Raw genomic sequence first — 14141 nt, forward strand, 5'->3', positions numbered from 1 at the left:
TAATAACAAAATAACAGCTGTATAAACGGCTCATTTGCCGTAGCATTATTGAGTTGTATATATTAAGGCAACATCTTTTCAAAACATAAATAAATAGTGGAGTGAAAAAAGTATGTGGGATTGGGATTATCTGATTCGGGTCATGTTCGCTGGCTTGTGCGGTGCGTTAATCGGCTATGAACGGAAGAGTCGGATGAAGGAGGCAGGCATTCGCACGCATTTCATTGTCGGTATTGGCGCAGCGCTCATGATGGTGGTATCCAAATATGGGTTTCAGGATCAAGCCGTCTGGTCTAACCTGTCGCTGGACCCTTCCAGAATAGCAGCGCAGGTTATAAGTGGAGTCGGCTTTATCGGCGCAGGGATGATTTTCACACAAAAAAATAGAATCAAAGGATTGACCACAGCCGCAGGCATCTGGACTACCGCCGGAATCGGTATAGCCGTAGGTGCAGGAATGTATGGGCTTGGTGCAGGTGTGACGTTGTTTATTTTAGCGGCTCAGTCCTTGCTCCATAGTCGGTTTTATCAGATGGCTACCCCGTCTACGCGACAAGTGGTTGTTCAGGTCGACAATGAACCGGGCGTACTGAATCGGATCAAAGAACTGTTGGAGCACAAGAAGCTGACCATTCACAGTTTTCACGCCGAGCGCATCAATAACGGTGAACAGTTGGTTATTCATATGCTTCTAAAGCTGTCCCGGTCAGAAGGAGTGGAGGAATTGCTGTCACTGCTGCAAGAGATGGAAGGTATTCGTTCAGTCGAGACCAAGTCCAATTAGACGAATTTACTGCTCATACAGTAGTTTTTTTGTCGAACGCTGGCGGCTCTTATAACGGAAAAAAACTTTAAAAATAATGATTGAAAACGCTTCCTTTTGTGTATATACTCTTACTACATCATAGAGGCAGCAGCTTAGAGAGCATCAAGGGATAAGCAAAAACGACCTCATGCGTATGCACAAGGTCGTTGCTGTTATCCCGTTTTGAAAGAGTGATTTGAATGTCTTACTTTACTTTGACTGGAGCTGGATATTTTTTACCTAGCGTATCCACAGTTACTTTTTTCATCGTAGCCGGTTGGATCGGTTTGTCATTGCTATCCCGTTTGGAATTGACGATAGCATCGACCACGTCCAGCCCGGACGTTACTTTACCGAAAGCGGCATATTGACCGTCGAGGTAGTCCGCATCGGCAACCATGATGAAAAATTGCGATCCGGCCGAATCCAGATCCGCTGAGCGGGCCATGGATAATACGCCACGTGTATGTTTGAGTGTATTGTTAACACCATTGCTCTTGAATTCGCCTTTAATACTGTAGCCGGGGCCACCTGTACCGTTACCTTGCGGATCACCACCCTGAATCATAAAGCCTGGGATCACACGGTGGAAAATGGTGCCGTTATAGGCTCCCTTTTGTACCAAAGAAATGAAATTGTTAACCGTGTTCGGTGCTACTTCCGGATACAGCTCAAGCTTAATTTTCTTGCCATCATTCATGACAATCGTGACAATCGGATGGGAAACAGCCTTGTTCTTGTCTTTAGTCGCAGCAGGAGTTGAAGTGCTTGTCCGGCTGGCAGCTTCCACATCGGCCGCTTTTGTACCGCATCCAGCAACCAGCACGAGCATGATGGCTAGTAGGCACAGCGTGTACCATGGGCGTATCGTTTTTCGGTTCATTGATATTCCTCCTGAAAGGTTGGATGGTGTAACATCCTAATTTAAAGTTTGGGGGCAGCGCAGAACACTTTTCCATTTTCTATCATACCTTTTTTGCTGGGGATAAGGAAATACGGGTTTGAAAGCCGTATTCTTGACCCATACTGCTGCTATTCCCAAGGAAAGGGGCAGGATCATGATGGAGGTAGACAAAAAGCTGGCAAAAGGTCTCATATGGGGTATGGCGTTCAGTCTGCCGGTTTGGGTAGGGGTGCTGTACTCAGTACAACATATTCGTGACTGGCTATAACATAAAGCGTAAAGATAGGCCAAAACCGTTATGGTTTTGGCTTATTTGTATTTGTGCCAGTCCAAATTGCTGTTATTCAGCAGATGCTCAAAGTTGTTATCTAGCTTCTTCTGTTCAGCTTTTTTTGCTTCGACGGCACGCTGCCGTTCGTCTTCTTTACGCTTGTCCTGTTCTGCTTGGGCTTCATTGGCTTGAGCCTTAAGTTTATTCAGCACATCCTGACTCAACAGATCCTTTAACGTAGCAGGTTTGTCCTGAGGCGCAGGAGCAGGGGAAGACGAATTTCTCTTCTTAGCCATGTCATCATCTCCATTCCATTCGATTATATCAGCTTCTTCACGGTTGTTCCACGATGGAAGGATGAGGGGGGCGGTAGACTTTTCTAATTGAGGGGGTAATAATGGAATGAGCAGAAGGGACGTGTGGCATCATGCATCTATATTGGAAGCGAAACCTGGTCATTTTGTGGATTGGAGTGTTGTTTTGCAGCATGGCCTATTCCGTGTCTATTCCGTTTTTACCTATTTTTCTGAATACGGAAATGGGCGTAAATGATCATTTGGAACTGTGGTCGGGGACTGCCTTTGGAGTCACTTTTTTAGCCAGTGCGCTGATTGCCCCATTTTGGGGTTCGCTTGCAGATAAATATGGACGTAAGCCGATGCTGATTCGTTCAGGCTTTAGCCTGGCGGTGTTGTACCTGATATGTGCTTTTGTAACAGATCCGTATGTGTTCGTAGGAGTACGGTTGTTTCAGGGTCTTCTCTCCGGGTTTATTCCTGCTGCGATTGCGCTGGTCGGAACGGGTTCGCCAGAAGAAAAAACGGGCTATGCGCTCGGTATAATGGCGACCGCTGGGGCGACAGGCAGCATTATAGGTCCGTTGATTGGTGGTGTGGTGAGCCATTATTATGGCAATCGGAATGCCTTTTTCTTCTCTGCAGCTCTTGTACTGGTATCTGCATTAATTGCGACCTTTGGCGCTAGAGAGGACAGCTTCAAGGGAACCCGTACCCGCTCGCATGTTCGTGATGATATCAAGGAGGCTATTGCTAACCGGCCATTGTATTTTTTGCTTATTTTGGCCGGGATAAGTACCTTTTCCGTTATGATATTGGAACCGTTAATTACAGTATATGTGCTTGAGATGGGAGTTGACCGCAGCCAAGCTTCTCTAAGTTCCGGGATTGTATTCTCAGCCGTAGGCATTGCGGCGGTGTTGATGGCTCCTCAATGGGGACGGATTGGGGGACGGACCGGATTTGCACATGTGCTGCTGATTGGACTGATCGGTTCGGGAATCGGGAACATCCTACAATTTTATGTAACCAACTTCGTTGGTTTTGGTGCGCTTCGGTTTGGATATGGATTGTTTTATGCGTCCGTTATGCCTGCTATCAACGCAATGACTGTGGAGGTCACCAAGCCGGAGTTTCGCGGACGAGCCTTTAGCTTGAATCAATCAGCCACCCAACTCGCGACCATGGCGGGGCCGTTGATTGGCGGCATGCTTGGCAGCTGGATGCCAATCCGCTGGATCTTTGTGTTAAACGGTGGCATATTGCTGCTTGCAGCGTTGTTGCTATGGGCCAAGGGAAAAAACGTTTTTCCGGTTTCAGCCAAGAAGAACGTCACGGATCAGGATATTCATTCTGCCGGATAGGAGAATGACAGCAGATTGTCTAATGGCATAAGCTTAAGGTTCCTAGAGCAGGTCTTTTTTTGCGCGATTAGATAATTATCCCAAACCTTTACTTTTAGTATACTTATTCATAACCCTCTACACTGATAATATGACAAGGAGGGATATATTATGATAAGAGACGACATTTTGCGTCAACAGCTTGAGAATGCTCGTCAAAAGCTGTATATTTTGCAAGCAAAACATGGTTTTAATCATGCCAGTGTGCTCAGACAGTCTGTAATTATGGATAACCTCATCAATCAATATAACCACCTTTTTTATATAAAAGAAAAAAAACCGACGGCATAAATGTAACCGATGGGCGAGAAACTTTTGGTAAGGTCACTCGCCCTTGTATTGTAGCGCGGATACTTATAACAACGATGCTTGTTTTAACTTTTCTAACTAGTGCGCAATCTATCATTTTAGGTACGGTTTGTTTGATGGGCACTTAGTAAAACACCGATAATAACGACCAAACCGCCGATGATTTGGCGCCATGTAATCGTTTCTTGCAAAAGCAACACAGAAAATAAGACTCCAAATATCGGAACCAAATTCATCAGAGAAACGGAACTGCTCGGTGACAGCTTGATTAATCCGTAATTATAAAGCAAAAACGCGATAACGGAGCAGAATACACCCAGATATACTAACAACATAAACGATCCTGTTGTTGGAACCTGCCAACGATCCTTTTCTAATAGAGCCAACGGTATAAAAAAGATACTCCCTGCAACGGTTTGATAAAAAGATAACGTCACGGGTGGATATTTGTCCACAACCTTACGCGTCATGAAAGTGTAAAACGCCCACGCAAAACCCGTTCCAATCAATATTAAATTTCCGATGAGTTGATTCTTACTATCCGAACTTTCGCCAACTGAAGTCAAGAAATATACTCCGATCATGGCCAGTGCTATGCCGCAGATTTTATATTTGGATAATTTCACTTTATACAAAATAAGTTCAAGCAGCGATGTAATTGCGGGATATGATGCAACAATTAATGCTGCGTTGGAAGCGGTAGTCAGGCTAACCCCTATATTCTCCATTGAAAAATAGAGAGTGATTCCCAAAACACCACTAAACGAAATCGTAGCCAAATCTTTTGGCTTTACTTTGACATGTTCTTTTTTAATCAGCAAAACGATACCTAGCAAAACGGAAGCTATAATAAATCTGGATAGACCCAAGGTAAGAGGGGGGAACGTCGTGTAGGCTGCTTTGGTGGCAATAAACGATGTACTCCAGATCAATAGGGCCAGGATCGTAGAACCGTAGTAAATCCTGTTGCTTTCGCTGTGATGAGCTATGACTTTGTTCAAGTTAAATCCTCCCTGAGGTAATCCCCTGTGAAATACAATAGTTGCTACTATAGTGACTACTATAAAAACGTTACTAAAAAGATAGTGTGTATATCAGTTTTTGTCAAGGGGAAGTGATATAGTAAGGATGAACACGAATTGAGGAGAAGACGTCATGAAACCAAAACCAAATATATTAGAAATTCTACGGGATTTGAATTTTAGTGAATATGAAGCCAAGGCTTATGTGACCTTATTGGAAAGCTCTCCACTTTCGGGATACGCCGTTTCATTGAATTCCGGGGTTCCGAGATCCAAAATTTACGAGGTTTTGTCTGGAATGGTCAACCGTGGGGACATCATGGTCAGTCAAGAAAATACGCCTCTGTATGTGCCGCTTCCGCCACATGAATTGATTGCCCAGAGAAAACGCAAAGCAGAGCAGATTTTCAATGTGGCGCAAGAGAGTTTGGAGCAGTACACGGCATCATTTCAAAACAGAGAGAATATTTGGAATATTTCGGGGTATGAAGCCATTATCAATCGTATAAATGAAGGGGTAAAAGGAGCTAAACACCGAATTTTATTGGAAATTTGGAAAGAGGATGCCGAGGTGTTCCGAGATGCCTTAGAGCAAGTAGCCCAACAAGGAATTGAAGTGATCATTGTAGCGTATGGGGAGCTTAACTTTGATTTCGCTACTGTTTACCGCCATGATATGAGTGAAGAGATTACGTCCGAAATTGGGGGGCGGTGGATTGTACTTAGCATAGACGACCGGGAGGTCGTAGCTGGCATACTTTCACTAGGAGATGACAGCCGCGCTGCATGGACGTTGCATCCGGGTCTGGTGATGCCGATTACGGAAGTGATTATTCATGATATTTATATCATGGAAATCCTATATGAGTTCCGTGAACAATTAGAAGAGAAATTCGGCCCTAATCTAATCCATCTCCGCAATAAATTTGCTATGGGTCCGAATGGCAAAGGATATTATATTCCTTTGACTGAAAAAAGCATGAAACGTGTATAGAGATTGTCTGAGGTCCGATGTGCAAAAATAAACAGGCCCATGGAGTGTTATTCCATGAGCCTAATTTTATTGGATGTTGTGTTCTATTATTTTACGGTTACAATCACACGTTGATAATGCTTTAAAGGATGTTTTCCATTGTCCTGTACTTCTGCAATGATATGAAGCGTATTCCCTGACTTAGCATCTGCGGGAACTGTGAAACTAACTGCATTCGTATCACTACCTTGCAAGTCAATCGTGTTTACTTTCTCTCATTTTTGTTCCCCACTCTGAACGCTCCTATGATGTTTTTTAGGATTATGACCATGTAAGTATTCTTTTTATTCAAGATTTAGGCATAAAAAAAACCTAAACATATATATGTCTCAACAATAGTTGAGCATATATACATTTAGGTTTTGCCTGCATGATCAGTCACAATCCTGATCCGATTTTACATCAATGTCCGAGAAAATGAAAGCGGTTTACAAGTCCCAGCATAAAATTAGTTTTACGCTTTGAATAAACCGGATTCTTTGACTTCAGATAGGAAGTTGTGGAACTCAGGAATGTTCAGCTGTTGCTGAGCATCGGACAAAGCGACTGCCGGGTTCGGATGGACCTCCACCATGATACCGTCGGCTCCAGCAGCCAGGGCAGCTTTGGCGCAAGGGGCCAGGATGTCCTTACGGCCTGTCGAGTGAGTCACGTCCACCAATACAGGCAGATGACTTTCCTTTTTCAAAATCGGAACAGCGGAAATATCCAGCGTGTTACGCGTCCATTTTTCGTACGTACGGATACCGCGTTCAATCAGCATGACTTGCGTGTTACCACGGGAAACGATGTATTCAGCAGCATGAAGGAACTCTTCCATTGTTGCAGCCAGTCCGCGTTTGAGCAGAACCGGAGTTCTTGTTTCACCCGCAGCTTTGAGCAATTCAAAGTTGTGCATGTTACGCGCACCAATTTGAATAATGTCGATGTATTGGATCGCTTCCTCCAAATGTCTTGGATCGACGATTTCACTGATTGTAGCCAGTCCGAACTCATCACCTACACGTTTGAGAATTTGCAGTCCTTCCACGCCCAGTCCTTGGAAATCGTACGGAGACGTACGTGGTTTAAACGCGCCACCACGAAGAATCGGCACACCGGCTTCCTTGAGAGCCGCACCTACTTCACGAGTTTGCTGGTAGCTTTCCACCGAGCATGGACCTGCGACCATGATGGAGGCTTTGCCGCCTACCAGCGTATCTTTAACCTTAATAATTGTGCTATCTGGTTGATTTTTGCGGCTGACGATCAGATGTTTTTTGTGTTCTTCTTTTTGATAGTTCAAAGAAGCCTTGAAAATATTTTTGAACAGTTGGCGAATCGTAGCATCGTCAAAAGGCCCACGGTTAGCCGCGATCAGCTTGTCCAGCATTTGTTGCTCACGTACCGGATCAAAGTCAGGTACCCCTTGAGCTTCCTTCAATTTTCCAAGTTGTCCGGCCAGTTCAGCGCGTTGGGACAGCAGCTCCAGCAATTGCAAATTTGTAGCATCGAGTTGTTCACGCAGCAGCTCCAAAGAATTTTCATTTGTAGACATACAGTACTACACCCTTCCCGAATTTAATTTGTTTTTTCTGTCAGTCCATGGACTTTTTTTGCAGAAAATAACACAAAAAGGCACTCGCCGCAAGGGACGAATGCCGTGGTACCACCCTAATTACAGAAGTATACATACGAATCGTCAACGTCGTTCAGTCGACAGCAGTAACTTCTGAGCTTGATGCCCGTAACGGGGGCTTCCGGAAACCTCTACTCGGACAAAGGAATGAATCCTTCTGTCGGTTCAAGGCTCGACTCGGGAGTGAATTTCAACGCGGGATTGCGGTACGCTCTCAGCAATTCGTACCTTTCTGTGGGAATCCGTTAGACGTTTACTTGTCTCCGTCGATGTCTTTGTTCATGGTATTCAAAAGATTTGACCTTATTTTAAACAAAGTAGGTACAGAAGGCAAGCCCTGATTATCAGGTTCAAGTTTTTTCCCTTGAATTGCTGCCCTTTTATTTTCCTTGATCCCTGGGTTCGGGATTCGCAGATGCGACTCCTCGTGGGTTATCTTCGGTCGAGGTATCGTCCGTATTCGTCTTGTCCGCAGTCCTACGGTCGTCTGCTTCCACAGGATTCAAGGCTTTATACCGTTTGTATTCCATATCGGCCTGAGACATCGGATCTTTATACATAGGAGATCAGTCAACTCCTTTCTGTTATACACTACATTACCCGCATAGCAGTATGGGTAACCGTTTTCTTTCACTCGATAAAATGAAGTGGTTAATCCAGCATATCGTCGCTTTCCAGTTGATCTTCTTCATCCCCATCGGTACCATTCAGCAAATCGGTACCATGCAGGAATTCGGCAGGAGCAGAAGGATCAACGGGACTGTTCGGTGTCAGTTCATCGGCATCTGGTACGTCCTCCAGAGGAGTATCCGGCCCTTCGGTCAGATTCTCCCAGTTGGTTTCTGCATTTTGCAGAGAAGGCTCAAAATCATTGTCATGTAGCTCAGTAGTTCGATCGTCACGATTTGCCATGTTGCTCAGCTCCTTTACTTTTTGTTGCTTATTCCGACCTTACCCAAACAGCGGAACGGCTAAACCTTCAGTTAGTGTGTCTGTAGGAAGTTAAAATCATGCGAATAGGGAGATGCCCATTCTCAATTAGCGTTTTTTTGGTAACTGCTGTGATATGATAAAGAAGATAGGGAGGGATATGAATTGGAATGGTACATGTTTGGTCCGATGATTAGTCGTATCCGCGTAGGACAAAAGGCATCTACCCCGGGATTTTCCCGCACCCTCATTCGACGCCCGGAAGGCTTATACTGGACAGATGGCGGACAGGCCGGAAAAATAGTAGAAATACGCGATTATTTATTTTCCGATATTTGGACGATCTATGAAGATGAAGATTGTGAACCATGGTTGGGGCTTAGAGAGCAGAAAGAGCGGCGCGAACAGGAAATGATCATTAATCAATATGAAGATTTTACAAAAAATGAGTAAAAAGAACATGATATCCTTCTTGTGAAGAAGGTATGCACATCATCGTATAGAATAATATAATTTCAGGACGTAAAAAATGTTAAAACGTATACAAACTTGTAAATCCTACTATGTAACTTTGAGGTGCTTAATATGAGGCATGTGCCCAAAGCTGTCGCCGCCCTGCTAGCGGTCATTGTGATGCTGTTGTCGCTGGGTCACTCCGCCTATGCGGCCAAAATGACCCCGGAAGGGGATTATAAAATACCCTCCTGGGATATGAGATGGGGAGAGGTAGACGAGGATGGCTCTTTAGATGAGGTAAAGAATCCCAGCAAGATCTGGATGCATATTGAAGATGATACACAACTGCTTAGGCAGCCCGGCAATATAGGCTCCGCCTGGATTCGTATTAAGTTACCTTCGCTAAATGATGAAACGCCAGCGATACTTTTTGAAAATATTTATGGCAGGCATATTACGCTGTATAAGGATGGGACCAATTTTTACGAATCCTACCGTGGGTACAATTATGAGAATAATCGTATTCTGATTCCGCTGAAGCCGGAAGACAGCGGTAAAACATTATACATATGGACGGAAAGCAGTAAGAAAAGACTGGGCATCATCGGTAATGTGATGACCGGTGATTATCGCGATTTGTTGGGGACCTTGGTCAGAATGGATGTTTTAGATATTGTACTGGGCAGTACGTTTATCTTTATCGCCCTGGTGCTGCTGATCTGCTCGTTTTTTCTGTTCCGTCCGAGTATGGCCATGTGGCTGTCTCTAAGTGCGATTGTATTGTCTATTGGTCTGATGATCGTAACGTATTCACCATTCTTGTATACATTCTATCGCGGCTATGGCAAGCTGTACTTACAACTTTTTGATGTGGCACTATTTATTCTGCTGCCCTCATTAGCCTTCTTTTTTGAGCAAAACATCAATTCGATTATACTGATTCGTAAATTCAGAAAGTTGTTAACCGCCTACTCTTTGTTCTGCTTTACCATGATGATTGTGAATTTAGGAGCACAGGAGCGGTTGAACAACATATATTATTTTTTTAGTGTAGTCATTCTGGGTATATTACTCGTCGCCTTAATGATACTGCTGGTATTTGCTTCGGTTCGCATGGCACTTAAGGGTGATCACGAAGCGATCATCTTATCGACAGGCTTTGCATTTTTTGCAGTCATCTCTATCGGGGAACTGAGCTGGTTTTTCATTCTGGACGGACACTACAATATGTTTTTGTGGAAATGGGGCGTGTTCGGCTTTGTACTGGCGTTGATCGCGATTTTGGGCAGAAGGCTGGCAGAAAAGCACAAGCAGGTGGTTCGGTATTCCAGAGAACTGGAGATGTTCAATAATGAGCTTCAACGTTCGGAGAAAATGGAGATAATTAGCGATCTGGCTGCATCTGTAGCTCATGAGGTACGTAATCCCCTTCAAGTTACACGTGGATTTCTTCAGTTGATGAGCAAGCAGGAGGATGGTAAGAACAAAGACTATCTACATATTGCTCTGGAGGAGCTGGATCGAGCTTCCGCGATTATTACTGATTTTCTGACCTTTGCCAAGCCAGAATTTGACCAAACCAAAACGTTGACCATATTGGACGAATTCAAGCATATTGAAGGAATCATCAGTCCAATGGCTAATTTGCAAGGTGGAAAAATTTCGCTGGATATTCCCCAGGAAATCAAAGTACGCGGGAATTCCTCCAAGTTCAAGCAGGCGTTCATCAATATCATCAAAAACAGTATTGAAGCGCTGCGAGATCAGGGGCTTATTCATATATGGGCTTATGTGGATAACGGAGAAGCTGTCATTCATATTCGGGATAATGGTGAAGGGATGGATGCTCAGACTTTATCCAGACTAGGTGAGCCTTATTTTTCGAATAAGACAAAAGGCACGGGTTTAGGAATGATGGTGACTTTTCGGATTATTGAAACGATGAATGGAAAAATAACTTTTACAAGTGCAAAAGGGGTGGGAACAGAAGCGACCATCCGCTTCCCCGTAGCCGGATAATATCCGGCTTTTTTGCGTTCGGAGAAAACGGAGGGAAGCTTGCTGAGCCCACCCCTATGAGGTTAAGGAATCTAGATTAAATAAGCATTAACAACCATTCTACCACATTGAGCGAGGTTTCTGGGATGCAGCGAGCACGCCGGAGGGGTCTGGAGGAATTACCAGAAAAAACTGATCAGGCGTTTCTTCTAATGTTTTGATTTGGATATGATCGGGGATCACGACTCCTAACACATCACGAATTGCAGATTTGGGATCAGTCATCAGTTTCTCTCTGAAACTGGCATCCTCCCAAGCTTTTTGAATGACTTGTGTTTGAAGAACTTCAGTAGCCATCAAAAATCACCCTCTCATTCAATTGGTTATATTTACCTAGTCAGTATACCACGAAGGGCTCAGAAAAATCTAGCATTATTTCATATTTTTGGAGAGCCAGTAGTCAAGTCCGCCTCTTCTCAAATGCGAGCGTCCGCCTTCAATTTCTGCCGCCACTTCGCCCAGCTCAGCTGCGATAGAATGTGCAAAGCTATGTAGGCCGTGGATAGAAGGCTCCAGGGTCTCTAACTGTTGGACTGCTTGATCGGCAATGTTCACATAGCTGGCAAGCGCACCGCGTACATAAATCGCTTCCTGAATCTGTTTGGGTCCCAATCCTTCACAGTAAGCCGTCTTTTGCTCGGCACTGATATGGGACAAAAGACAGTTATAGCTATGTTCGACCAAATCTTCTGACCAATCCGCCCAATCATCCGACATTTGAAGCACGAGTAGCGCCAAGTCCGTCATATTTGTAATGTTTTGAATCAGATCAGCACGGCCTGCGAGCAGCAAAGCACCCGTTCCGGCCATTTTTAATGGACTTGCTTTCAGCGCGACCTTATTTTTTTCTCCTTGAAAATAGTCCTCTGTTCCTTCGGATATCACACTAACGGCCCATTCATCAACATACGTTCGGGCATATGACCAAAAAGGAGAGGTTGCCGGAAAAAGGTCCCGATATACGCTTAGACACTCGGTATAGAATAGTTGACTTAAAGCGAGTTGCGTTTTACGGTTGTCTGCTGCTGTGTCCATCACATCGTCTTGAATTAAATAGTGAGCCATGACGAACACGTTGCCAAGTGACAGCCTGCGGTATGTTTCGGGGGGCAGTCCTGTGAGTTCTTGCAGCCAAAATGGAAGCAAATAGCATATGTAATTACGCGTGCTGTCTTCCCGCAACGGATTAAAACGCGCCAGATAGTCCAAACCCTCTTGCTGAAAGGGAGCTGGAAACGTGGACGTCCGTTCCTCCGCTTGACGAAATACTTTTTCCAATTCGTCTTTGTATGCAAAATACCATTCCATCGCCATCACCTGCATCTCTTATGAATATTTTTATAGCGACTTCTAGTTGTTACCCGCCATTATACAACAGATTGCAATTTTCAAGATTTTGTTATTTTTACATTGAGAATGTTGTAAAAAGGATATCGACAAAAATCCCGGTTGGGAAGATCCCGCCGGGATTTTGTTTTTTTAAATTAGATGATCTCTAAATAGTCAATATAAGCATCCCATGTCCCATTATCGGCTGTTACAACAAGCTCAATCTCTTGATTTCCGGTTCCATGGCTGACATTGTTTAAAGTATAGACCGCAGGACTGTTCCCGCCGTAGTAGAAGGTACCCTTCGTTTGTCCACCAATTTTCAAGTCAACTTTGGCCATGTTGGAATTATTTGAAGCACCACGGAGTGAAAAACTATGGGTGCCGCTGGTAAAATTCTGTGTGAATTTCACTGAATCATTGTTGGAGTATAAAGCCACTCCGTTGAACGGCGAGCTGATATTTGAAGTATACTGACCGCCTTTGGTCATATTCTCTGCTTCCACTTTTGTGCCTTTGTTTGGCGGCGTTTCGCCGTTTCCGCCATCAGGCGCTACCGCCCGGCCATTGCTTGGTGAGATCATACCAGAGCAAAGGTTACGATTTTTGAGGTTCTGTGCAATTTGTGGAATAGCTTGGAGTGTAGTCTGGTACTGATCATGCATCAGGATCACATCGCCGTTTTTAAGTTTGCCCGCAGCAGCTACGATCTGTGCGGTGGAGGCGCCGTTCCAGTCTTGGGAGTCAACGTTCCACAATACTTCGGTAAGACCGTTTTGGGTCTCAATGGATTTGAGGGTTGCGTTGGTCTCGCCATACGGAGGACGGAACAACTTTGGTGCCGTGCCAGTAATGGACTGTATCGTTTGCTGCGTGCGTGTAATTTCCGATGACATCTGCGATGTGCTCAGTTGTGTCATATGCGGATGTGACCATGAATGATTACCGATCCACATGCCTGCTGCTTGCTGGTCACGTACAAGCGAAGGATTATTCTGCGCGTTTTGTCCAAGATTAAAGAGCGTCGCGCGTAAACCGTTTTGCTTCAGAGCACTAAGAAGCGCTTTGGTGTTAGAGGGATTGGGACCATCGTCGAAGGTTAACGCTACATAACCGCTCGAGCAATCAGCCGCAAGCGCCTGGTTGCTCGAGATCACCAGCGAGCCTGTGAATAAAGACAAGGTGATTGACATAATCGCCGTCCATTTTCCTGCTTTAGCTATAAACATGGGTCTACCTCCTAGCTATTTTAATATAGTATGGATGTTCCGATACTCCGAACCGATTCAACTCTTTACTAGATTTGAAATTTTAGTTGATCTCCAAATAATCAACATAAGCATTCCATGTTCCGTCATCGGCTATTACAACGAGCTCGATCTCTTGGTTTCTGGTGCCATTATTGCCGCCAATCGTAATTGTATTACTAGTTACATTGGCACTCCGACTGCTTTGGTATCCCTATACAATAAGTGAATCTTCATACATCTTGTCCATGTCTTCCCACTTTTTGAAGTGCTCGCTGACCGATATGGTTTTGCTCGTGCGTTTGGATGTCCATAAAAATAACCTTATTTTTTTGTTTCATTGGACTTTCCTCCTGTAGCCTCACTATGATGCAGTGCATTCTGTAGTAGCTTAATGCAACATGTCTTTCCAAAAATAAAAATGTAAACGTTTACAATTTTATTTTATCATATTTTCCTT

General features: G+C 44.4%; 15 protein-coding genes, 2 pseudogenes and 1 other annotated feature. Of the genes and pseudogenes, 6 read left to right on the top strand and 11 right to left on the bottom strand.

Annotation, left to right across the window (positions count from 1 at the left end):
* The first annotated feature begins 112 nt into the window (after nucleotides 1-112).
* Entirely contained in the window at nucleotides 113-784 is a 672-nt protein-coding gene (locus ACYCS5_RS20470) for an MgtC/SapB family protein (protein WP_165144485.1), read from the top strand.
* A gap of 226 nt (nucleotides 785-1010) precedes the next feature.
* Here the strand turns inward: ACYCS5_RS20470 and ACYCS5_RS20475 are convergent, their stop codons facing one another.
* Together ACYCS5_RS20475 and ACYCS5_RS20480 are read right to left on the bottom strand one after the other, a co-directional pair.
* Nucleotides 1011-1688, bottom strand: coding sequence for a peptidylprolyl isomerase (locus ACYCS5_RS20475; RefSeq protein ID WP_029516108.1), 678 nt, complete (start codon nucleotides 1686-1688; stop codon nucleotides 1011-1013).
* Nucleotides 1689-2018: 330 nt separating this feature from the next.
* Complete coding sequence (locus ACYCS5_RS20480) at nucleotides 2019-2276, bottom strand: YqkE family protein (protein ID WP_029516109.1); 258 nt, start codon at nucleotides 2274-2276, stop codon at nucleotides 2019-2021.
* A 131-nt stretch (nucleotides 2277-2407) separates the two neighbouring features.
* Here ACYCS5_RS20480 and ACYCS5_RS20485 point away from each other — a divergent pair, with 131 nt between their 5' ends.
* Both ACYCS5_RS20485 and ACYCS5_RS20490 read left to right on the top strand, forming a co-directional pair.
* Complete coding sequence (locus ACYCS5_RS20485) at nucleotides 2408-3640, top strand: MFS transporter (protein ID WP_209950034.1); 1233 nt, start codon at nucleotides 2408-2410, stop codon at nucleotides 3638-3640.
* Between the two features lie 150 nt (nucleotides 3641-3790).
* Nucleotides 3791-3970: an aspartyl-phosphate phosphatase Spo0E family protein gene (locus ACYCS5_RS20490; protein ID WP_023987319.1), complete on the top strand. Its 180-nt coding sequence runs from the start codon at nucleotides 3791-3793 to the stop codon at nucleotides 3968-3970.
* Between the two features lie 116 nt (nucleotides 3971-4086).
* Here the strand turns inward: ACYCS5_RS20490 and ACYCS5_RS20495 are convergent, their stop codons facing one another.
* Entirely contained in the window at nucleotides 4087-4989 is a 903-nt protein-coding gene (locus ACYCS5_RS20495) for a DMT family transporter (RefSeq protein WP_459760061.1), read from the bottom strand.
* Between the two features lie 154 nt (nucleotides 4990-5143).
* Here ACYCS5_RS20495 and ACYCS5_RS20500 point away from each other — a divergent pair, with 154 nt between their 5' ends.
* Entirely contained in the window at nucleotides 5144-6004 is an 861-nt protein-coding gene (locus ACYCS5_RS20500; RefSeq protein WP_029516112.1) for a TrmB family transcriptional regulator, read from the top strand.
* A gap of 86 nt (nucleotides 6005-6090) precedes the next feature.
* Here the strand turns inward: ACYCS5_RS20500 and ACYCS5_RS20505 are convergent.
* The 4 genes and pseudogenes from ACYCS5_RS20505 to ACYCS5_RS20520 form a co-directional block, all read right to left on the bottom strand.
* Nucleotides 6091-6258 (bottom strand): annotated as a pseudogene (locus ACYCS5_RS20505) (hypothetical protein); the annotation flags it as partial.
* A 239-nt stretch (nucleotides 6259-6497) separates the two neighbouring features.
* On the bottom strand, nucleotides 6498-7580 hold the full coding sequence (locus tag ACYCS5_RS20510) for a bifunctional 3-deoxy-7-phosphoheptulonate synthase/chorismate mutase (RefSeq protein WP_029516113.1): 1083 nt from the start codon (nucleotides 7578-7580) through the stop codon (nucleotides 6498-6500).
* An 89-nt stretch (nucleotides 7581-7669) separates the two neighbouring features.
* Nucleotides 7670-7940: a binding site (T-box leader), on the bottom strand.
* A gap of 101 nt (nucleotides 7941-8041) precedes the next feature.
* Entirely contained in the window at nucleotides 8042-8206 is a 165-nt protein-coding gene (locus ACYCS5_RS20515) for a hypothetical protein (protein WP_239645146.1), read from the bottom strand.
* A 106-nt stretch (nucleotides 8207-8312) separates the two neighbouring features.
* Nucleotides 8313-8573, bottom strand: coding sequence for a hypothetical protein (locus ACYCS5_RS20520; RefSeq protein ID WP_029516115.1), 261 nt, complete (start codon nucleotides 8571-8573; stop codon nucleotides 8313-8315).
* A gap of 183 nt (nucleotides 8574-8756) precedes the next feature.
* Between ACYCS5_RS20520 and ACYCS5_RS20525 the strand changes: the two genes are divergently transcribed.
* Nucleotides 8757-9044, top strand: coding sequence for a hypothetical protein (locus ACYCS5_RS20525; protein WP_023987328.1), 288 nt, complete (start codon nucleotides 8757-8759; stop codon nucleotides 9042-9044).
* Between the two features lie 132 nt (nucleotides 9045-9176).
* Nucleotides 9177-11066 carry a sensor histidine kinase gene (locus ACYCS5_RS20530; RefSeq protein ID WP_029516117.1) on the top strand — a complete coding sequence of 630 codons (1890 nt, stop codon included), beginning with the start codon at nucleotides 9177-9179 and terminating at the stop codon, nucleotides 11064-11066.
* Between the two features lie 99 nt (nucleotides 11067-11165).
* On the opposite strand, the gene ACYCS5_RS20535 is transcribed toward ACYCS5_RS20530, so the two are convergent.
* The 4 genes and pseudogenes from ACYCS5_RS20535 to ACYCS5_RS20550 all read right to left on the bottom strand — a co-directional run.
* Entirely contained in the window at nucleotides 11166-11402 is a 237-nt protein-coding gene (locus tag ACYCS5_RS20535; RefSeq protein WP_013309068.1) for an NHLP leader peptide family RiPP precursor, read from the bottom strand.
* A 75-nt stretch (nucleotides 11403-11477) separates the two neighbouring features.
* On the bottom strand, nucleotides 11478-12413 hold the full coding sequence (locus ACYCS5_RS20540; RefSeq protein WP_459761330.1) for a hypothetical protein: 936 nt from the start codon (nucleotides 12411-12413) through the stop codon (nucleotides 11478-11480).
* A gap of 176 nt (nucleotides 12414-12589) precedes the next feature.
* Nucleotides 12590-13663: a polysaccharide deacetylase family protein gene (locus ACYCS5_RS20545; protein WP_029516119.1), complete on the bottom strand. Its 1074-nt coding sequence runs from the start codon at nucleotides 13661-13663 to the stop codon at nucleotides 12590-12592.
* Between the two features lie 82 nt (nucleotides 13664-13745).
* Nucleotides 13746-13988: pseudogene (locus ACYCS5_RS20550) on the bottom strand (hypothetical protein); the annotation flags it as partial.
* Nucleotides 13989-14141: the final 153 nt, after the last annotated feature.

The organism is Paenibacillus sp. SEL3, from assembly GCF_054602585.1.

Bases quoted from the DNA above. Each gene is read 5' to 3' on its own strand.
- ACYCS5_RS20470 (WP_165144485.1), top strand. From the start codon at position 113: ATGTGGGATTGGGATTATCTGATTCGGGTCATGTTCGCTGGCTTGTGC.
- ACYCS5_RS20475 (WP_029516108.1), bottom strand. From the start codon at position 1,688: ATGAACCGAAAAACGATACGCCCATGGTACACGCTGTGCCTACTAGCC.
- ACYCS5_RS20480 (WP_029516109.1), bottom strand. From the start codon at position 2,276: ATGGCTAAGAAGAGAAATTCGTCTTCCCCTGCTCCTGCGCCTCAGGAC.
- ACYCS5_RS20485 (WP_209950034.1), top strand. From the start codon at position 2,408: ATGCATCTATATTGGAAGCGAAACCTGGTCATTTTGTGGATTGGAGTG.
- ACYCS5_RS20490 (WP_023987319.1), top strand. From the start codon at position 3,791: ATGATAAGAGACGACATTTTGCGTCAACAGCTTGAGAATGCTCGTCAA.
- ACYCS5_RS20500 (WP_029516112.1), top strand. From the start codon at position 5,144: ATGAAACCAAAACCAAATATATTAGAAATTCTACGGGATTTGAATTTT.
- ACYCS5_RS20510 (WP_029516113.1), bottom strand. From the start codon at position 7,580: ATGTCTACAAATGAAAATTCTTTGGAGCTGCTGCGTGAACAACTCGAT.
- ACYCS5_RS20515 (WP_239645146.1), bottom strand. From the start codon at position 8,206: ATGTCTCAGGCCGATATGGAATACAAACGGTATAAAGCCTTGAATCCT.
- ACYCS5_RS20520 (WP_029516115.1), bottom strand. From the start codon at position 8,573: ATGGCAAATCGTGACGATCGAACTACTGAGCTACATGACAATGATTTT.
- ACYCS5_RS20530 (WP_029516117.1), top strand. From the start codon at position 9,177: ATGAGGCATGTGCCCAAAGCTGTCGCCGCCCTGCTAGCGGTCATTGTG.
- ACYCS5_RS20535 (WP_013309068.1), bottom strand. From the start codon at position 11,402: ATGGCTACTGAAGTTCTTCAAACACAAGTCATTCAAAAAGCTTGGGAG.
- ACYCS5_RS20540 (WP_459761330.1), bottom strand. From the start codon at position 12,413: ATGGAATGGTATTTTGCATACAAAGACGAATTGGAAAAAGTATTTCGT.
- ACYCS5_RS20545 (WP_029516119.1), bottom strand. From the start codon at position 13,663: ATGTTTATAGCTAAAGCAGGAAAATGGACGGCGATTATGTCAATCACC.